This is a genomic window from Streptomyces sp. FXJ1.172, assembly GCF_001636945.3.
Taxonomy (GTDB): Bacteria; Actinomycetota; Actinomycetes; order Streptomycetales; family Streptomycetaceae; genus Streptomyces.
The window spans coordinates 7,209,587-7,228,035 of record NZ_CP119133.2 but is presented as its reverse complement, the minus strand read 5'-3'; the positions used below and the strand labels follow the sequence as shown (position 1 = coordinate 7,228,035).

Sequence of the window (18,449 nt, the reverse complement as noted above, 5' to 3'; positions counted from 1 at the left end):
GCCGGTAGGGTCGGCGGCGTGAGCGAATTCGTGCGCAACGTCCAGCTGTGGTTCGCACCGGAGCGGGTGCGGGAGGAGGGCGACACGCCCGACTACCGGTTCTCGCTGGCCAACGAGCGCACCTTTCTCGCCTGGCTGCGGACGGCGCTCGCGCTGATCGGCGGCGGATTCGCGGTGGACCAGTTCCTGCCGGACCTGCGCTGGGCCTGGCGGGTGGGGCTCGCGCTCGCCCTGCTCGTGGCCGGTGTGCTGTGCTCCCTGCGCGCCGTGAACCACTGGGTGCGCTGCGAGCGGGCGATCCGGCGCGGCGAGGACCTGCCCGCCTCCCGGTTCCCCGCGGTGCTGAGCCTGGTCGTCGCCGTGGTGGCGGTGGCGATGATCGTCGTGGTGCTGCTCGGATGGGCGGGGTGAGCACGCCCGGGCGCGACCCGGGGCTGCAGCCGGAGCGCACCCGGCTGGCCTGGCGTCGTACGACCCTCTCGGCCGCCGTGGCCGCCGTACTCGCCGTCAAGACCGCCCTGCACGGCGGTGCCTCGGCGCCCGGCATCGCCGTCTGCGGCCTGTGCTGCATGCTCTTCCTGGGCTTCCTGGGCGTGGCGCACCACCGGATCCGCGCCCTCACGACCGGTTCCCGGCCGCCCGCGCTCGCACCGCGGCACGCGACGGCGGCGGTGCTGTACGCGGTCGGCCTGGCGGTGTGCGCCGCGCTCCTGGTCGTCTAGCTCGCCCTTCGTCGCCACGCGACCGATATTCCGGGATATGTGTGAATCGCGCGTAGCCTGTGCGTCGTTGGAAACCCGCCCCTGAATGCGAGACCCCGCCCCCGAAGGTGAGCACCATGACCACCCTTCACCAGGAACACACCGATCACGGCACGCACCGCCACGGTCCGGGCTGCGGGCACAACGCCGTGCGGCACGGCGACCACCTGGACTACGCGCACGACGGCCACCTGCACCGCGAGCACGAGGGCCACTGGGACGAGTGCGAACCGGCCGGGCACACCCCGCACGCGGGCCATGAGCACGTGCACCACGACGAGTGCGGACACGCGCAGGTGCGTCACGGCGACCACGTCGACTACCTGCACGACGGACACCGGCACGCCGAGCACGAGGGCCACTGGGACGATCACTGACCCAGCGGAACAAGGCCGACGGCTCCCCGGGCAGCGCGCCGGGGGGCCGTCGGCATATCGTGGCTCAGGTCACGTTCGGCCTGATGTTGGGCGCACCCACTGGACGACATACCGACCGGTCGGCATCATGAATGGGTCCTGTTCACCCGTTCGTAGGAGTGATGTATGAGCGCCGACCACCCGCCCGGACTCGACCTGGACCGGCTGCGCGCCCTGCTCGACCGAGAGCGCCCCGGTCTCGTGAGCGGCCCTCTGACCGGCCGGCTGATCGAGGGCGGACGGTCGAACCTCACCTACGCGGTCTCGGACGGCACCTCGAAGTGGGTCGTCCGGCGGCCCCCGCTCGGCCATGTGCTGGCCACCGCGCACGACATGAAGCGCGAGCACCGCGTGATCAGCGCCCTGCACCCGACCCGGGTGCCGGTCCCGCGCCCCGTGTTGCTGTGTGAGAACCCCGAGGGCGAGGCGGTGCTCGGGGCGCCGTTCTACGTCATGGAGTTCGTCGAGGGCACCCCGTACCGCACCGCGGACCAGCTCGCCCCGCTCGGCGCCGAACGCACCCGGGGCGCGGTGCTGTCCCTGGTCGACACGCTGGTAGAGCTGCACGCGGTGGACCCCGCCGAGGTGGGCCTCGCCGACTTCGGCCGCCCCGAGGGCTTCCTGGACCGGCAGCTGCGCCGCTGGGGCAAGCAGCTGGACGCCTCCCGCAACCGCGAACTGGCCGGCATCGACGAGCTGCACGCGGCCCTGGGGCGGGAGCTGCCGCACTCCCCCGCACCCACCGTCGTCCACGGCGACTACCGGCTGGACAACGTCCTGATCGGCGAGGACGACCGGATCAAGGCGATCCTCGACTGGGAGATGTCCACCCTCGGCGACCCGCTCACGGACCTGGGCCTGCTGGTGATGTACAGCCGGCCGCTGGAGCTGCCCGACTCCCCCATCTCCACGACCGCCACGGCCGTCGGACACCCCTCACCGCAGGAGCTGATCGAGCGGTACGCCGCGCGCTCGGGACGCGACGTGTCCGCCGTCTCCTGGTACACGGCGTTCGCCTGGTTCAAGCTCGCCGTGATCCTGGAGGGCATCCACTTCCGGTACACGCTCGGCCAGACGGTCGGACGCGGCTTCGACCGGATCGGCGACCTCGTACCCGTCTTCATCGACCACGGGCTGACCACTCTTCAGGAAGGCTGATCCAGAGATGGACTTCGCGTTCGACGCGCGCACCGAGGAGCTGCGCGCCAAGCTGCTCGCCTTCATGGACGAGTACGTCTACCCGGCCGAGGCGGTGGCCGAGGAGCAGCGGGCCGCGCTTGCCTCGCCCTGGGACACCCCGGCCGTGGTCGGGGAGCTGAAGGCCGAGGCCCGCAGGCAGGGCCTGTGGAACCTCTTCCTCCCCGACGCCGAGCACGGCGCCGGGCTGACCAACCTCCAGTACGCGCCGCTCGCCGAGATCACCGGGCGCTCCCCGCATCTCGCGCCCACCGCGACGAACTGCGCCGCGCCCGACACGGGCAACATGGAGGTGCTGGCCCAGTTCGGCAACGAGCAGCAGAAGAAGCAGTGGCTGGAGCCGCTGCTGGCCGGCGAGATCCGCTCGGCGTTCGCGATGACCGAGCCGGAGGTGGCCTCCTCGGACGCCACCAACATCACCACGCACATCGAGCGCGACGGCGACGACTACGTCATCACCGGGCGCAAGTGGTACATCTCCGGCGCGATGAACCCGGACTGCAAGATCTTCATCGTGATGGGCAAGACCGACCCGGACGGCGCCGACATCCGCCGCCAGCAGTCGATGGTCCTGGTCCCGCGCGACACCCCGGGCGTGACCGTCAGGCGCGCGATGCAGGTCTTCGGCTACGAGGACCACTCGCACGGCGGCCACGCCGAGGTCGTCTTCGACCACGCGCGCGTGCCGGTCACGAACCTGATCGGCGAGGAGGGCGGCGGCTTCGCCATCGCCCAGGCCCGGCTCGGCCCCGGCCGGATCCACCACTGCATGCGGCTGATCGGCATGGCCGAGCGGGCGATCGAGCTGATGTGCCGGCGGGCGGTCTCGCGTACCGCGTTCGGCAAGGCGCTGGCCCAGCAGGGAGTCGTCCAGAACTGGATCGCGGACGCCCGGGTCACCGTCGAGCAGCTGCGGCTGCTGGTGCTGAAGACGGCCTGGCTGATGGACACCGTCGGCAACAAGGGCGCCCACACCGAGATCCAGGCCATCAAGATCGCCACCCCGCGCGCGGTGGTCGGCATCCTCGACCGGGCCATCCAGCTGCACGGCGCGGGCGGGGTGAGCCAGGACTTCCCGCTGGCCGAGCTGTACGCGAGCGCCCGCACCCTGATGCTCGCCGACGGCCCGGACGAGGTCCACCAGCGGTCGCTGGCGCGGCGGGAGCTGAAGAAGTACCTGTGAGGAACACGGGTGAGGGGCGGTCGCCCGGGGGGAGCGCCCCTCACCCGGCACAGCGGGACGGCATTACGGCCGCAGCGCCCGCAGCAGCAGGTCGGCGAGGTGGTCGGCGACCTGCTGCGGGGTGAGCGGGCCGTTCGGGCGGTACCAGGTCGACAGGTGGTGGACCGAGCCGAAGTGGTAGTCCACGACCAGGTCGGCCGGGGTCGCCGTGGAGAAGACGCCCTCCTTCTGGCCCTCCTCGATCAGCGCGCGGAACCGCTCGTGGTAGCGCCGGCGCTCGGCACGGACCTGCTTGCTCTTCTCCGGGCTCAGGTGGTGCATCGAGCGGAAGAAGATCATCGCGTCGTCGAGGTTCTCGATCGTCGTGACCACCACGTCCGCCGCGGCGCCCCTCAGCCGCTGCTCCACCGGCGCGTCCATGTCGGCGAAGTGGTCGAGCCGCTCCATCTGGAGGCGCAGCACGCGCGCGTACACCTCGTGCAGGAGGTCGTCCTTGGAGCCGAAGTAGTGGTACAGCGCCCCCTTGGTGACGCCTGCCGCCTCCACGATCTCCTGCACGGAGGTGCGGTCGTAGCCCTGCTCCGCGAAGAGCCGGGTGGCGGCGGCCAGCAGCCGCTGCGGGACGGGGGTGCCGTCCCCGTCCGTCGTTCTGGGCACAGCCGCCACCTGCCTTTCCTTGCTGATCATCGAGTCTCGTGCGCGCGGGAACGCAGTTCCCGTCGGAGGATCTTGCCACTCGCCGTCTTGGGCAGGTCGGTCAGGATCTCCACCTGGCGCGGGTACTTGTAAGCGGCAAGTCTCTCCTTGCAGTACACCGCGAGTTCATCCGGGTCCGCCTCGGCGCCCGGACGCAGGCTGATATAGGCCTTGACGGTCTCGCCCCGGTAGCCGTCGGGGACACCGACGACGGCCGCCTCGCGCACCGCCGGATGGGTGTACAGCACGTCCTCGACCTCGCGCGGCCACACCTTGAAGCCGGACGCGTTGATCATGTCCTTCTTGCGGTCGACGACATAGAGCCAGCCCTGCTCGTCCATGAAGCCGATGTCGCCGGTGCGCAGCTCGCCGTCGGGGAAGGTCTCGGCGGTGGCGTCCGGGCGCCGCCAGTAGCCGGGGATCACCTGCGGACCTCGTACGACGATCTCGCCCTGCTCCCCGAACGGCACCTCCGCGCCCTGCTCGTCCAGGATCCGCACGAGCGTGTCCGCGCCGGGCACACCGACGGACAGCGTCCCGGAGACCGGGTCCACGGGCGCCTCCAGGCCGGGCGGGACGGAGGCGCACGGGGCGGTGCACTCGGTGAGGCCGTAGCCGACCCGGATGTACGGCCCGAAGCGCTCCCGGAACCCCTCCACCAGGGCCGGCGGCACGGGGGCGCCGCCCGAGGAGATGTTCACGAACGAGGCGAAGTGCTCGCGGGTGGCGTCCGGGTGGGCGGCGAGCGCCATGTAGGCGGTGGACGGGCCGACCGTGTAGTGCGGGCGGTGCTCGGCGAAGGCCTCCAGGACCAGTGAGGGCTCGAAGCGGTAGGCGAGCACCAGGGTGCCGGCGCTGTTGAGGCAGGCCCCGAACTGGCAGACCATGCCGGTGATGTGGAACAGCGGCGCGAGCGCGTAGTAGACCGGCGCCGCGGGCAGTCCGAGCCCGGTGCTCTGCCGCTCGGCGTTGTGCATGATGTTGCCGTGCGTGTTGATGGCGCCCTTGGGTGTGCCGCTGGTGCCGGAGGTGTAGCTGATCAGGGCGGTGTCGCCGGGGCGCGGATCGCGGCCGGCGGGCGCCGTGCCGCCCTGCCGGGCGACGGTGACCAGGTCGTCGGCGTCGGCCGCGTGCGGCAGCCGCTCGAAGCCGAGCACGCGCGCGTCGTTGCGCGTCTGGAAGTCCAGCTCGCACCCGGTGAGCACGATCCGCACCGGCGACTCGGCGGCCGTGTCCCTCAGGTACGCCTCCCAGGCCCGGTCGGAGCAGACCAGCGCGGTCACCTCGCCGTCCCGCAGGACGTGCGCCACCTCGGCCGACTTGTACATGGGGTTGACCGGGACGACGGTCGCGCCCGCCTTCCAGGCGCCGAGGACGGCGAGCACGAAGTGCGGGGAGTTCTGCAGCAGCACGGCCACCCGGTCGCCGCGCTCCAGCCCGCGCGCGGCCAGGTGGGCGGCGACGGAGTCGCTCAGCTCGTCCACCTCGCGGTAGCTCAGGCGGGCGTCGAAGTAGGCCAGGAAGGTGCGGTCGGGGGCCTCGGCGACGGCGGTGCGCAGCGCGTGCACCAGCGAGTCGGCGGGGTCGACGGGACCGCGCTGGGCGTCGTCGAGCAGGGCCAGCCAGGGCCGGTCGGCGTAGCGGGAGGTGCTCACCGGGCCTCCTCCCACTTGCGCTGGATGTGGTTCATGCCGCTCAGCCAGCGGTCCGGATCGGTGGCCCGCACCTGGTAGTACTCGGCGACCTCCGGATGCGGCAGGATCAGGAAGCGGTCCTCCTCGATCCCCCGGAACAGGGCGTCCGCGACGGCCGCCGGCTCGATCGCGGTCGGCTGGAGCACCAGGTCCCCGGCGCTGCCGGTCGCGGCCAGCATGTCCGTCCGCACGCCCTGCGGACAGATCGCGTGCACCTTCAGGCCCCGGTGGCGGTAGGTCAGTGACAGCCACTCGGCGAAGGCGTAGGCACCGTGCTTGGTGACGCTGTAGGAGGGGGCGCCGATCATGGTGAGCAGCCCGGCGGCCGACACGGTGGACACGAACCGCCCGCGCCCGCGCTCCAGCCAGTGCGGCAGCAGCTCGTGGGCGGCGCGGACGTGCGCCATCACATTGACGTCCCAGGCGGTCGCCCAGGACTTCTCGGCCGCCGGCCCGCTCTCGCCGCCGTCCTCGAAGGCGACCCCGGCGTTCGCGCAGTAGACGTCGACGGTGCCGCCGAGCGCGTCCCGGGCGTCGCCGACGATCGCGGAGGCGTCGCCGGGCACGGCGATCCCGCCGATCTCCTCGGCGACCGCCTTCGCCCTCTCGGCGTCCAGATCGTTCACGACGACCCGCGCCCCCTCGGCGGCGAACCGCCGGGCCAGCGCGGCCCCGATCCCCCCACCGGCCCCGGTGACCACCACTCCCGCATCCTGCACGGCTTCCACCATCGGTCTCCTTCGACACGACAAAGCGCGACGCGCATCGGCCCTGATCGGCCCAGACTAACCGGTCGGTATGTGTAAGGGAAAGGGTGACGGCGCCAACCTCCGGACATGCATCTGTCCCGACGGAACCTCCTCGCATCGGCCACGCTGGCAGCCGCCCCCGCAGGCGCAGCCCACCCCCGCGAACGGCTCCGCACCGGTTTCGAAAGACTCGCGGCCGACGGTTACGCGATCCTCGAGGGCCGGCGCGTGGGCATCGTCACCAACCCCACGGGCGTCACGCGCACCGTCCAGCACATCGTCGACGTCATGCACGCCGACCCCCGGGTGAGGCTGACGGCGGTCTTCGGCCCGGAACACGGCTTCCGGGGCACCGCGCAGGCGGGCGGCTCCGAGGGCCGCTCCACCGACCCGGCGACCGGCCTGCCGGTCTACGACACGTACCTCAAGAGCGGCCGGGCGCTCGCCGGCGTCTTCGCCGCCGCCGGCGTCGACACGATCGTCTTCGACGTCCAGGACGTCGGCGCGCGCTTCTACACGTACATCTGGACGCTCTACGACTGCATGGAGGCCGCGCAGCTCGCGGGCAAGCGGTTCGTCGTCCTGGACCGGCCCAATCCGGTGACCGGCCGCACGGCCCAGGGGCCGGTCCTCCACAAGGAGTTCGCCACCTTCGTCGGGCGGCAGCCGATCGCGCAGGCGCACGGGATGACCGTCGCGGAGCTGGCCCGGCTGTTCAACGGCGAGTTCCTGAGCAGGCCGGTCGCGCTGGACACCGTCCTGATGAGCGGGTGGCGGCGCTCCGACTGGTACGACACGTCCGCGCTGCCGTGGGTGCCGCCGAGCCCGAACATGCCGACCCCGGACACGGCGCTCGTCTACTGCGGCACCTGCATGTTCGAGGGCACCAGCCTGTCGGAGGGCAGGGGCACGACCCGGCCCTTCGAACTGCTCGGCGCCGAGGGCATCGACGGCCGCTGGGCCGCCGCCGCGAACGAACTCGCCCTGCCCGGCGCGCGGTTCAGGGAGGCGTACTTCGCGCCCACGTTCTCCAAGTTCGCGGGCAGGACGGTGGGCGGGGTGCAGATCCATGTGACGGACCGGACGCTCTACGACCCCGTACGCACCGGGATCGCGCTGCTGGTGACCGCGAAGAAGGTCTGGGACGGGTTCGCCTGGCGGCCGGACGACTGGATCGACAGGCTCACCGGTTCCGCCCGGGTGCGCACGATGATCGACGCGGGCGCCACCGCCGACGAGGTGACCGCGGCCTGGCAGGACGAACTGGCCGCGTTCCGGCGGACCCGAAGGGAATATCTCCTCTACAGGTGAGGCGAGGTGTATGGCCAAGGTTGCCCCGGAGCAGGACGATGTGTCCGCACCACATCGCTGCGCATCGTTTCCGGGGCGACGAGGGAGCCTGGCATGGCGGATCCTGGGATGAGCGTGACTCCCTACTGGGAGCTGACCTTCGACGCCGACGGGGACGTGGACGGCACCGAACGCGACCAGCTGGTGGCGCAGGTCACGGAGTACGGCGTCCGTGACCTGATCGTCTTCGCGCACGGCTGGAACGACGACCGTTCGAGCGCGACCGCGCTGTACCGCCGTTTCTTCGCCCCGCTCCCGGGGCTCGCCCCGCACGCCCGGCTCGGGTACGCCGGTGTGATCTGGCCGTCGATGCGCTTCAGCGACGAGCCGATCCCGGACTTCCCGAAGCCGGCCGTGGCCGCGGCACCGCAGACGGCGGGGCTGGATCCGGACACCCGGCGCGCCCTGCTGGCGGTCTTCCCGGACCGGGCGCCCCTGCTCGGCCATCTGGCCCGGATGCTGGACGAACGGCCGGACGGCGCCCAGGGGGTGACGGAGTTCGGGCGGCTGGTGCGGCAGCTGATCGACGGGGAGGGACGGCCCGGCGTGGCCGACACCGAGGAGGACGGCGAGCCGGGCGTGTTCACCGGGGACCCGGCGAGCGCGTGCGAGGAGTTCGCCGAGGCGCTCGCGTCGGTCGGCGCCCCTGGCGCGCCCTCCGAGGGGTTCAGCATCCCGAATCCCTGGAACGGCGCCAAGGAACTGCTGCGGCAGGCGGCGTACTACACGATGAAGCGGCGCGCGGGGACGGTCGGTGAGCACGGGCTCGGGCCGGTGATCGGGAAGCTGGCCGGCGCGGCGCCCGGGGTGCGCGTGCACCTGGCCGGGCACAGCTTCGGCGGGCGGCTGGTGTCGTTCGCGCTGCGCGGGCTGCCCGAGGGGGTGCGCTCGGTGAAGTCCGTGACCCTCCTGCAAGGCGCCTTCTCGCACTACGCGTTCGCGGAGCGGCTGCCGCAGGCCCCGGACAAGGCGGGGACGCTCAAGGATCTGCAGGGGCGGATCGACGGTCCGCTGGTGAGCTGCTACTCGCACTTCGACGCGGCGCTCGGCACGTTCTATCCGCTGGCCTCCCGGCTGTCCGGGGACGACCGCTCGTGCGTGGGCAGCGAGATCGCGGCCGTGCTGGGGCCGCAGTGGGGTGCCATGGGGCACGACGGGGTGCAGGCGGTGCCGGGGACCGCGCGGCTGGACCTGGCGGCCGCGCTGGCCTCGGGGCTGCCGGCGACGGGGTGCGTGAGCATCGACGCGGCCTCGGTCGTCCGCCGCGGCGGGGCGCCGGCCGGGGCGCACAGCGACATCGTGCACCCCGAACTGGCCCAGGTGATCCTGGCGGCGGGCCGCATCGGCTGAGCGCGGCCCGCCGCCCGGGTCACTTCACCGGTGCGAGGTGTACTCGACCACCTGCTGGAACGTCGGCCGGTTCTGCCAGCTGATGTTGCCGTGCTTGATGCCGCCCAGGGTGCGCTGCACGATCGAGTCGGCGCACCACTGGTCGCCCGCCGAGCACAGGCTGTCGCCCGGGTAGACCTGGGCGGCCGTCATGCCGGCGGCCTGGTCCAGGGTGCTGATCAGGATGTTCCGGCAGTCGCCGAGGTTGCCGCCGCCGCAGTACTTCTCGGCGAGGCCGCCCTGCACGTTCTCCCCGAGCACCGCCCGGATGTCCTTGTCGACATAGCTCCACCAGCCGTACTGGAAGGAGCTGCCGGCGTGCGAGCCGGTCGGGCCGTGTCCGGCGGACGGGGCCTCGTCGACCGACAGGTTGCCGGTGAAGTCGGTGTACAGGTCGCTGCCGAGCCCTGGTTCGAACTCCGCCTTGACCAGCAGCGGCCACCACGCGTCCAGGATGCGGATCGCGTCGGCGTCGGCGTACGTCTTCGAACCCGCCGAGGTCTCGGTGCGCCCCGCTCCCGCGGTGATCCAGGCCTGGAGCTTGCTCACCGCGGCGGCGGCCGTGGAGTCGGTCACCGCCGAGGAGTTGATCACCTTCAGCAGCTTGGGCAGTACGTCCTCGGCGCGCAGGTCGGCGAGGGCCGCATCGGCCATGGCCTGCACCAGCTTGGTCCGGGTCACCCCGCCGGCCGCGACCAGCTTCTTCACGCGGTCGTCCAGCAGATTGCCGCGGTGCACCGAGCCGTCGCCCCAGGAGGCGGTCGTGTAGTCCTTGGCCTGCTTGTTGTTCCAGGAGACGTAGTAGTCCTGGTCGACGGAGTTGGGGTGGGCGGAGGCCGGGGTGTAGTCGGCCGTGTTGGTGTCCGGGTTCCAGTTCTGCCATTCGTACGCCGCCTGCGCCCAGACCGGGAACTCGGCGTCGACCCCGGCGGCCCGGACCGGGTTGTCACCGCTGTTGTAGTACGCGGTGTGCTGGGAGTCGGCGTAGAACCAGTTGAAGGTGTAGTTGATGTGCTGGGCCGCGCTCTGGAAGTCCTTCGGACCCTTGACGAAGCCGGGGTCGTTCAGCATCTGGAAGCCGATGATCGAGTCGGCCTCGTGCAGGTACGACGAGCGCAGGGTGGTGTAGGCGACCTTCTTGCCGCCGACGGTCGCCCGGTACTCCACCGGCCCGTACTTCGTGCGCCAGACCCGCATGGTGTACGACCCCGCCGGCGTGCTGTCGGCCGTGGTCGGTGACCAGGAGTTCTTCTGCTCGACCTCGTCCATGGCGGTACAGGTGCCGTGGTACAGGTAGTGGTGGTCGTCCTGGCACAGCTCGACGGCGTAGGTGTCGATGATGTCCTGGCCGGAGGTGGTCGCGGACCACGAGTAGTCCTGGCCGCGGCCGAGTTCGACGTACATGCCCAGGCCCGCGAAGGAGGCGCCGCGTGCGCTGATGCCCGGGCCCTGGATCTCCTGGAGCATGAGCAGCTGCGGGGCGAAGTACCCGGTCTGCGGCCCGAAGACGGCGACCGGATGACCGCTGGCGGTGTACTTGCCGCTGACGACAAGGGCGTTGGACATCCCTCGGTGGGCCGAGCTGAGCGTGGTCTTCGTCGCCGAGGCGGAGGTGCTCTTGGCGGCCGCGGAGGCCGCGCTGCCCGTGCGGTCGTAGACGAGCGGTTCCTGGGTGACCGAGCCGGCGTCCGGCAGGGCCTGGCCCTTGGCGGTGTCCGGTTTGCCGCCGTACGGGAAGCTCTCGCCGTCGTGGACGGTCAGTGCGGCCTCGGGGTCGTTGCGCTCGCGGAAGGACTCCCAGACCTTGGTGCCCTCCTCGACGCCGTACTTGGACTGCGCGGCGATCAGCGAGATGGCGTTGCTGACCTCGCCGCCACCGCCGGAGCCGAACAGCGAGCCGATGACGGAGGCCAGCGCCACCAGGTCGGTGATCTTGAAGTGGTCTATGGTGCCGGCGTTGGTGATCGCGTCCTTGTGACCGGTCAGGTCGTACTCGCCGGGGAAGTAACGGCCGCTGTCGGAAGCGTCGATATAGGCGTTGATGCCGTCGAGGTAGGCATTGGCGTCGGCGAGGGCCTGCTGGCCGCGGGCGCCGTTGCCGGCCACCGCGTTGTCGATCTGCGCCTGCAGGTCGGCCTCGGTGTACGGCGCGTTGCGGTAGAACTGCTGCTCCAGGCCCTGGTTGGCGGCGGCCCCGCCGGCGAAGGAGGTCAGCTCGCCACGGCCGACGTGCCGGAAGACGTCCATGAGCCACAGCCGGTCCTCGGCCGCCGCGTAGCCGGCGCCGTACTCGGTGCCGTAGCGGGTGGTGCCCGTGATGTGCGGCACACCGGTCTTCTTGTCCCGGACGATGGTCACATCGCTGCGGCCGCTCGGGTTCTCGGTGGAGGCGACCTGGTCGGACGGGACGCCGAACGAGGAGTCGTTGAAGAAGTTGTTGATCGTGGCGTCGGTCAGCCCCGAGTAGCCCTTGGCCAGGCCGGCGTACGGGCCGAGCTGGTCCTCGGCGTGCGAAGGCTGGGTGCCGAAGGCCTGGTTGAGCAGGATCTGCGCGAGCGTCGCGTTGCCGTTCTCGCCGGGCGGCAGGATGTCCGAGCACTGGCCGCCGCAGTAGTCGTTCGACGCGGTGGCCGCGGCGGCGGACGCCGTCTGGGTGAGGGGGGAGAGAAGTCCGGCGACGAGGACGCAGATCGACGCGGACTTCAGGAACCTGGTGAAGCGGCGGGACGTTCTCAGTCTGTCAAGGGCGGTGCGTGGGGTTCGCCGTGACATGGCAGCTCCTAGCGGCAAGGGTGCGCGAACGTTACCGCCGGTATCCCCGAGTTTGAAGATGAACATGCGTCACTTTTTGGAGTCCGCAAGAAGAACGCAAGAGAACCGCACGCGAAGAGATGGAGCCGAATCGCCTGTCGATACGTCTACTCGTCGACGTCGTGCGAAGTCCGTGCGACAACGCCGAAGTGACCGAAGTACAGGTGCAGGTGTGACGGAGGTGCAGGGCGATGGCCGGTTTCCGGAGTCTGGCGAGACAGGTACGCGATCCGGACTGCGATCTGGCACTGCGGCGGTACTCACTGCGCAAGTGCCTTGAGAAGTTCGCCCCTTACGGGCATCGGGCGACCTGGGACCATCTGTGCTCCCGGGCGGGCTTCGGCTCCGAGGACCGCTCCCCCGACCCGGCGCGGCTCGTGGCCGCACTGGAGGAGCTGGAGGAGGCCCGTTCCGTCTGGCTCGCCTACGAGACCGACTTCACCGAGCGGCGCAGGAAGGAGAAGCACGACGGGCTGCGCCGGCCGGGCACCGTGGACGACTGGCACCGGCTGACCTGGGGCGGCTTCGGGGTCGCCTGGTGCGACGACCCGCGGGTGCACCCCGGCGAGCCCCTCGCGGAGGTGCTGCGCCGGCTGATCGCCGCCCTCAAGCGCGAGCCGGGCGCGTCCTGCCCGGTGTGCGGCGCGGACCGCCTGGTCTGGCGCTACGGCCTGGACCACGAACCCTCGTCCGGCCCGGTCTGCACGGACTGCGGGATACTCGTCCCCCGTCCGGTACTCACCCCGCAGACGCTGGAGTACGCGCGGCGCGGGGGACTGCTGATGTCGGCCTGAGGGGCCGGTGGTGCAACGGGGGGCTTTTCCGGGGGTGCGCAGGGGATGCCGTGCCCCCGACGGCGCCGCGGCCGAGGAGCCGTTGTCAGTGGCGGATGACACGATCGGGGCCATGGTGCAGGTATGTCTGAACGGGCGCCGTACGGCCGCCGACGGCGCGGGGGTTCCCATGTCGCCGAAGGACATGGCGCGTTCGGCGGCGGAGGCGGTCGCGGCCGGGGCCACGGCGGTGCATGTCCATCCGAAGACGCCGTGCGGCAGGGACAGTCTCTCCCCGCGGGTGCTCGCGCCGGTGCTGGAGGCGATCCGGGCGCGGGTGGCGGTGCCGGTGGGGGTGACGACCGGCGCCTGGGCGGAGCCCGATCCGGCGGCCCGGCTCGCCCGGGTGCGCGACTGGCCGGTGCGGCCCGACTTCGCCTCGGTCAACTGGCACGAGCCGGGCGCCGAAGCCGTGGCCGCGCAGTTGCTGGACATGGGCGTGGGCGTGGAGGCGGGCATCTGGTCCGGCACCGACGGCGCGGCCCGGTTCACGCGCTCCCCGCTCGGGCCGAGAGTGCTGCGGGTGCTGGCGGAGGTGACGGACCCGGACCCGGCGACCGCTCAGTCCTCGGCGCGGGCCCTGCTGTCCGGCCTCGGCGGGGCGTTCGCCCGCCCGGTCCTGCTGCACGGCGAGGAGGGCGGCACCTGGCCGGTGCTGCGCCTGGCCGGCCGGCTCGGGCTCGCGACCCGGATCGGCCTGGAGGACACCCTGTTCCTGCCGGACGGCCGACGGGCGGGCGGCAACGGGCAGTTGGTCGCGCAGGGACTCGTCCAGTACGCACGGTCCCGGCCTGCACGCCCGGCCGGGGACCGCGACGGTACCAGCCGCTAATCCGCTGGCTCCACCCGTTTGCGGCCCGGACAGTGGGACGCGATGAAACACGCCTGAGGGCCGTCAACGTGCCCACTCGTCCGAGGAGTTGTGATGTCGACGCTGCGCGTCACCGCCGAAGTGCTGACCGTCCACGAGCATCCGAACGCCGACGCGCTGGAACTGGCCCAGGTGGGCTTGTACCGAGCGGTCGTCGCCAAGGGTGCCTACCGCACCGGTGTTGCCGCCGTCTACATCCCCGAGCAGTCCGTGCTGACGCCCGGGCTGATCGAGGAGCTGGGGCTGACCGGGCGGCTGGCGGGCGGCGAGGCCAACCGGGTCAAGGCGGTGCGGCTGCGCGGCGAGCTGTCCCAGGGCATCGTGTGCCGGCCGCGGGCGCTCGCGGGCGTCGACCTGGCACGCGCGGCGGCCGAGGGGACGGACTTCGCCGAGCGGCTGGGCGTCACCAAGTGGGTGCCGCCGATCCCGCCGACCATGAACGGCGAGGTGGAGGCCGCCCCCGCACTGCTGCCCTGGGTCGACATCGAGAACATCCAGCGCTATCCGGACATCTTCGCGCCGGGCGAGCCGGTCGTCCTGACGGAGAAGCTGCACGGTTCGGCATGCCTGGTCACGTACGTCGCCGACGAGAAACGGGTGTACGTGTCCTCCAAGGGCTTCGGCGCCAAGTCCCTGGCGCTGCGGGAGGACCCGCGGAACCTGTACTGGCGGGCGGTGCGCTCGCACGGCGTCGCCGAGGCCGCGGCGAGGCTCTGCGAGCGGCTGGGCGCCACGCGGGCGGGCATCTTCGGGGAGGTGTACGGCGCGGGGGTGCAGGACCTGACGTACGGCGCGGACGGGCGGCGGGACACGCTGGGGTACGCGGCGTTCGACGTGTCGGCCGAGATCGACGGGGCGGTGCGGTGGCTGGACGCGGCCGAACTGCTGGAGGGGGCGCTGCCGGTGGTGCCCCGGCTGTACGCGGGGCCGTACGACATCGAGCGGGTACGGCAGTTCGCGAGCGGCCGGGAGACCGTGTCCGGGCGGGGGCTGCACCTGCGGGAGGGAGTGGTGATACGGCCCGCGGTGGAGCGGTACAGCGCGGCGACCGGGGGCCGGGCGATCGCGAAGGCGGTGAGCCCGGCGTACCTGACGCGCAAGGGCGGGACCGAGTACGAGTAGGCACGTGCGCGAGGGGCGCGGCGGTCAGCGCCCCTCCGCCAGCAGCCGGGATCCCGTCAGCCGTTCGCCGGACACGTCGTCCGGGTTGGACAGGACGCAGTTCTCCAGGGACAGGCATCCGCAGCCGATGCAGTCGGTCAGATGATCGCGCAAACGGTTCAGCTGCTTGATGCGTTCGTCGAGTTCCGAGCGCCACTTCTCCGACAGCCGGGCCCAGTCCTCGCGGGTCGGCGTCCGTTCCTCGGGAAGTTCCGCCAGGGCGTCCCGGATCGTGGCCAGCGGGATGCCGACCCGCTGGGCCGCGCGGACGAAGGCCACCCGGCGCAGGGTGTCCCGGCTGTAGCGGCGCTGGTTGCCGGTGGTGCGGCGGCTGCTGATCAACCCCTTGGACTCGTAGAAGTGCAGGGCGGAGACGGCGGCGCCGCTGCGCGCGGACAGCTGGCCCACGGTCAGCTCGTGGATCTTCTCGGGAATCTGGGGCACTCCTCCGAGACTACCGATCCGATCCCGGCCGCGGTCCGTTGACAGGCGCCGCACACCCGAGCATGCTAAGCAGTTGCTTAGACATGCGAGCGAGAGGCCGGGAACATGGCAGAACCGAGGACCTTCACCTCCCCCGACGAGCTGAAGGCGGCCGTGGGCGAGCAGCTGGGGTACACCGACTGGCTGGAGGTCGACCAGAAGCGGATCGACCTGTTCGCCGACGCCACGGGGGACCACCAGTGGATCCACGTGGACCCGGAGAAGGCAGCGGCGGGGCCCTTCGGGACCACGATCGCCCACGGCTACCTGACCCTCTCGCTGCTGCCGCTGTTCGGCCCGCAGCTGATCCAGGTCGAGGGCGTGAAGATGGGCGTGAACTACGGCACGAACAAGGTCCGCTTCCCCGCCCCCGTCCCCGTCGGCTCCCGGGTGCGCGCCACCGCGAAGATCACCGGCGTCGAGGACGTCACCGGTGGTGTTCAGGTGACGGTCGCCTTCAGCGTGGAGCGCGAGGGCGGCGACAAGCCGGTGTGCGTCGCGGAGTCGGTGTCCCGGTACTACCTGTGACGTGGCGGGCGCCCTACCCGGCGCCCACCATCCGCAGCACGAGGTCGGCGTAGAGCGCGCCGACCTCCTCGGGGGTGCGCGGGCCGTTGACGGTGAACCAGCGGGCCACGTCGATGCACAGCGACAGCACGGCGAGCGTGGTGCCGTGGACGTCCAGCACCTCGAACTCGCCCGCGGCGACACCGTCCTCGATGATCCCGCGCACCTCGGCGTCGACCTGGCGGCGCAGCGCGACGATCTCGGCGCGGGCCTCGGGGCCGAGGGCGTCCAGTTCGTACTGCACCACGCGCGCGGTGGTGCGCCGCCCGGCGTGCCAGCGGACGAAGGAGCTGACCGCGTCGGCCAGGCGCTCGGCCGCGGTGCCCTCCCGCTGCGCCGCCGTACGCAGGATGTCGAGGGCCTTGTCGTGGCCGATCCGGCTGATCCGGTGGAGCAGCTCTTCCTTGGTCTTGTAGTGGATGTAGAGCGCGGCCGGGCTCATGCCGGCGCGGCCCGCGATGTCACGGGTCGTCGTCGCGTGGTAGCCGCGCTCGGCGAAGGCCTCCACGGCGGCGACGAGCAGCCGCCGGGCCGCGTCAGGGGTGACCTGTTCCCACGGCTCCATCTCGCCGCCGGTCGTCTCCTCCGCCGTACTCATCGCTCGCTCGCCCCTCTCGGTGACAGGAGCACCACCATACCGCCGAAGGTGAGCGGGCGCTTAGCGTGCCTGCTCAGATCTTCTCGAAGGGATCGTGCTCGGCGAGGAGCTTCTCCAGGCGCGCCTGGTCGACCCGGCTGACGATCTGCCCGGCCTCCTGGCGGTCCCGGATCACCTTGGCGAGGGTGAAGGCGGAGGTGACGAGGTACAGGACCGCGATGGCGAGGAACGCCCTGACCCAGGCGCTGGTGTCGAGCTGGTAGATGCCGATGGCGGTGGCCGACATCGCGACGGCGAAGGAGGCGACGGCCTGGCCGTAGAAGGCGGCCGTGCTCTGCTGCTTGACCGGTGTGTCACTCATGGGAAGAGCATCGGCGGAGGTGGCCTGCACCACATCCGCCGAAGTACTCAGGGACGTACTCAGCCGGACTCGGCCGGACAGCCGCTCAGAATGCCGAAACCCCGGTCAGGGAACGCCCGATGAGGAGTTTCTGGATCTGGCTGGTGCCCTCGTAGAGGGTCATCACCCGGGCGTCGCGCAGGAGTTTGCCCACCGGGTACTCGTCGATGTAGCCGTAACCGCCGAAGACCTGCAGGGCGTTGTTGGCGGCGCGGACGGCCGCCTCGGAGGCGAACAGCTTGGCCTTGGAGGACTCGACGGCGAAGGGCTGCCCGCGGTCGATCAGATCGGCGACCCGCCAGGTCAGCAGCCGGGCCGCGTCCACGTCGACGGCGATGTCGCTGATCAGCTCCTGAACCAGCTGGTGACGGGCGATCGGCTTGCCGAACTGCTCGCGCTCACCGGCGTACCGCACGGCCGCGTCCAGTGCCGCCTGGGCTATGCCGACGCAGCCGGCCGCCACCGACATCCGCCCCTTGGCGAGCGCCGACATGGCCACGGAGAAGCCCTTGCCCTCCTGTCCCAGCATCGCCGAGGCGGGCACCCGGACGTCCTCGAAGGCGAGTTCGGCGGTGGCCTGGCCGCGCAGGCCGAGCTTGCCGTGGATGGTGCGGCGGGTCAGGCCAGGGGTGTCGGTGGGCACGAGGAAGGCGCTGACGCCCTTGTGGCCGGGGGCGTCGGTGGAGCGGGCGAAGAGCAGGACGACATCCGCCCAGGTCCCGTTCGTGATGAACATCTTCGCGCCGTTGATGACGTAGCCGTCGCCGTCGCGTACGGCACGGGTGGTGAGATTGCCCGCGTCGGAGCCGGTGCCGGGCTCGGTGAGGCCGAAGCAGCCGACGTACTCCCCCGAGGTCAGCCCGGGCAGCCACCGCCGCTTCTGCTCCTCGTCGCCCCAGGCGGCGATCGTCTTGGCGACGAGCCCGAGGGAGACGGAGACGATGCCGCGCACGGAGGAGTCGCCGCGCCCCAGCTCCTCCGTGACCAGGCAGTACGCGAGATGGTCGCCGCCACAGCCGCCGTACTCCTCGTCGACGGTCAGCCCGAGGAAGCCGACCTCGCCGAGCTTCTTCACGATGCCCCGGTCGACCTCCTCGGCACGGTCCCACGCCACGACGTGCGGGGCGATCTCGCGTGCCACGAAGTCCCGGGCGAGCTGCCGCACGGCGGCCTGCTCCTCGCTCAGCTCCAGGTTCACCACGAGATCACCCCACACCAGATGGATCCACACCGGATGGATCTTGAAAGCCGTACATTTAAATTAGCACTGCTAGTTTCCGTTCGCAGCCC

The 18,449-nt window shown here is 71.5% G+C and carries 19 protein-coding genes; 11 read left to right on the top strand and 8 right to left on the bottom strand.

The features are described 5' to 3' along the window. Positions 1-18: 18 nt before the first annotated feature. From A6P39_RS32500 to A6P39_RS32480, 5 genes are all read left to right on the top strand, one after another. Entirely contained in the window at positions 19-411 is a 393-nt protein-coding gene (locus A6P39_RS32500) for a YidH family protein (protein WP_067050660.1), read from the top strand. Beyond that, on the top strand, positions 399-722 hold the full coding sequence (locus A6P39_RS32495) for a DUF202 domain-containing protein (protein WP_067050663.1): 324 nt from the start codon (positions 399-401) through the stop codon (positions 720-722). Before A6P39_RS32500 ends, A6P39_RS32495 begins: the two co-directional genes overlap by 13 nt. 116 nt (positions 723-838) lie before the next feature. Then, positions 839-1,138 (top strand): hypothetical protein, encoded by a 300-nt coding sequence (locus tag A6P39_RS32490; protein ID WP_067050666.1) that lies wholly within the window; start codon positions 839-841, stop codon positions 1,136-1,138. Between the two features lie 165 nt (positions 1,139-1,303). Next, positions 1,304-2,335, top strand: coding sequence for a phosphotransferase family protein (locus tag A6P39_RS32485; protein WP_067050668.1), 1,032 nt, complete (start codon positions 1,304-1,306; stop codon positions 2,333-2,335). A 7-nt stretch (positions 2,336-2,342) separates the two neighbouring features. Then, complete coding sequence (locus A6P39_RS32480) at positions 2,343-3,557, top strand: acyl-CoA dehydrogenase (protein WP_067050670.1); 1,215 nt, start codon at positions 2,343-2,345, stop codon at positions 3,555-3,557. A 63-nt stretch (positions 3,558-3,620) separates the two neighbouring features. On the opposite strand, the gene A6P39_RS32475 is transcribed toward A6P39_RS32480, so the two are convergent. Genes A6P39_RS32475 through A6P39_RS32465 form a run of 3 tightly spaced genes read right to left on the bottom strand, consistent with a single transcriptional unit; the run spans position 3,621 to position 6,678 of the window. Beyond that, the gene (locus tag A6P39_RS32475; protein ID WP_067050708.1) at positions 3,621-4,214 is read right to left on the bottom strand and encodes a TetR/AcrR family transcriptional regulator; all 594 of its coding nucleotides are present in this window, start codon (positions 4,212-4,214) and stop codon (positions 3,621-3,623) included. A gap of 26 nt (positions 4,215-4,240) precedes the next feature. Continuing rightward, positions 4,241-5,908, bottom strand: a complete 1,668-nt coding sequence (locus A6P39_RS32470; RefSeq protein ID WP_067050673.1) for a class I adenylate-forming enzyme family protein — start codon at positions 5,906-5,908, stop codon at positions 4,241-4,243. After that, positions 5,905-6,678, bottom strand: a complete 774-nt coding sequence (locus A6P39_RS32465; protein WP_067050677.1) for an SDR family oxidoreductase — start codon at positions 6,676-6,678, stop codon at positions 5,905-5,907. Before A6P39_RS32465 ends, A6P39_RS32470 begins: the two co-directional genes overlap by 4 nt. A 105-nt stretch (positions 6,679-6,783) precedes the next feature. Between A6P39_RS32465 and A6P39_RS32460 the strand changes: the two genes are divergently transcribed. Both A6P39_RS32460 and A6P39_RS32455 read left to right on the top strand, forming a co-directional pair. Beyond that, the gene (locus tag A6P39_RS32460; RefSeq protein WP_067050679.1) at positions 6,784-8,007 is read left to right on the top strand and encodes an exo-beta-N-acetylmuramidase NamZ family protein; all 1,224 of its coding nucleotides are present in this window, start codon (positions 6,784-6,786) and stop codon (positions 8,005-8,007) included. Between the two features lie 93 nt (positions 8,008-8,100). Further along, complete coding sequence (locus A6P39_RS32455; protein WP_067050682.1) at positions 8,101-9,396, top strand: serine-threonine protein kinase; 1,296 nt, start codon at positions 8,101-8,103, stop codon at positions 9,394-9,396. A gap of 24 nt (positions 9,397-9,420) precedes the next feature. On the opposite strand, the gene A6P39_RS32450 is transcribed toward A6P39_RS32455, so the two are convergent. Next, positions 9,421-12,207 carry a penicillin acylase family protein gene (locus A6P39_RS32450; RefSeq protein ID WP_067050685.1) on the bottom strand — a complete coding sequence of 929 codons (2,787 nt, stop codon included), beginning with the start codon at positions 12,205-12,207 and terminating at the stop codon, positions 9,421-9,423. A gap of 230 nt (positions 12,208-12,437) precedes the next feature. Here A6P39_RS32450 and A6P39_RS32445 point away from each other — a divergent pair, with 230 nt between their 5' ends. From A6P39_RS32445 to A6P39_RS32435, 3 genes are all read left to right on the top strand, one after another. Then, complete coding sequence (locus A6P39_RS32445) at positions 12,438-13,040, top strand: hypothetical protein (RefSeq protein WP_067050689.1); 603 nt, start codon at positions 12,438-12,440, stop codon at positions 13,038-13,040. Positions 13,041-13,152: 112 nt separating this feature from the next. After that, positions 13,153-13,911, top strand: coding sequence for a 3-keto-5-aminohexanoate cleavage protein (locus A6P39_RS32440; RefSeq protein ID WP_067050711.1), 759 nt, complete (start codon positions 13,153-13,155; stop codon positions 13,909-13,911). Between the two features lie 93 nt (positions 13,912-14,004). Further along, positions 14,005-15,072, top strand: coding sequence for an RNA ligase (ATP) (locus A6P39_RS32435; RefSeq protein ID WP_275883927.1), 1,068 nt, complete (start codon positions 14,005-14,007; stop codon positions 15,070-15,072). Positions 15,073-15,096: 24 nt separating this feature from the next. On the opposite strand, the gene soxR is transcribed toward A6P39_RS32435, so the two are convergent. Next, on the bottom strand, positions 15,097-15,555 hold the full coding sequence (gene soxR, locus A6P39_RS32430) for a redox-sensitive transcriptional activator SoxR (RefSeq protein ID WP_067052910.1): 459 nt from the start codon (positions 15,553-15,555) through the stop codon (positions 15,097-15,099). Positions 15,556-15,660: 105 nt separating this feature from the next. Between soxR and A6P39_RS32425 the strand changes: the two genes are divergently transcribed. Continuing rightward, a complete protein-coding gene (locus A6P39_RS32425) occupies positions 15,661-16,122 on the top strand; it encodes a MaoC family dehydratase (RefSeq protein WP_067052906.1) in 462 nt (153 codons plus the stop codon). 13 nt (positions 16,123-16,135) lie between these two features. Here A6P39_RS32425 and A6P39_RS32420 read toward each other — a convergent pair whose 3' ends face one another. The 3 genes from A6P39_RS32420 to A6P39_RS32410 all read right to left on the bottom strand — a co-directional run bounded on the left by A6P39_RS32420 (position 16,136) and on the right by A6P39_RS32410 (position 18,357). Next, positions 16,136-16,759: a TetR/AcrR family transcriptional regulator gene (locus A6P39_RS32420; protein WP_067052903.1), complete on the bottom strand. Its 624-nt coding sequence runs from the start codon at positions 16,757-16,759 to the stop codon at positions 16,136-16,138. Positions 16,760-16,832: 73 nt separating this feature from the next. Further along, positions 16,833-17,120, bottom strand: coding sequence for a YiaA/YiaB family inner membrane protein (locus A6P39_RS32415; RefSeq protein ID WP_067052900.1), 288 nt, complete (start codon positions 17,118-17,120; stop codon positions 16,833-16,835). An 85-nt stretch (positions 17,121-17,205) separates the two neighbouring features. Further along, positions 17,206-18,357: an acyl-CoA dehydrogenase family protein gene (locus tag A6P39_RS32410; protein WP_067052942.1), complete on the bottom strand. Its 1,152-nt coding sequence runs from the start codon at positions 18,355-18,357 to the stop codon at positions 17,206-17,208. Positions 18,358-18,449: the final 92 nt, after the last annotated feature.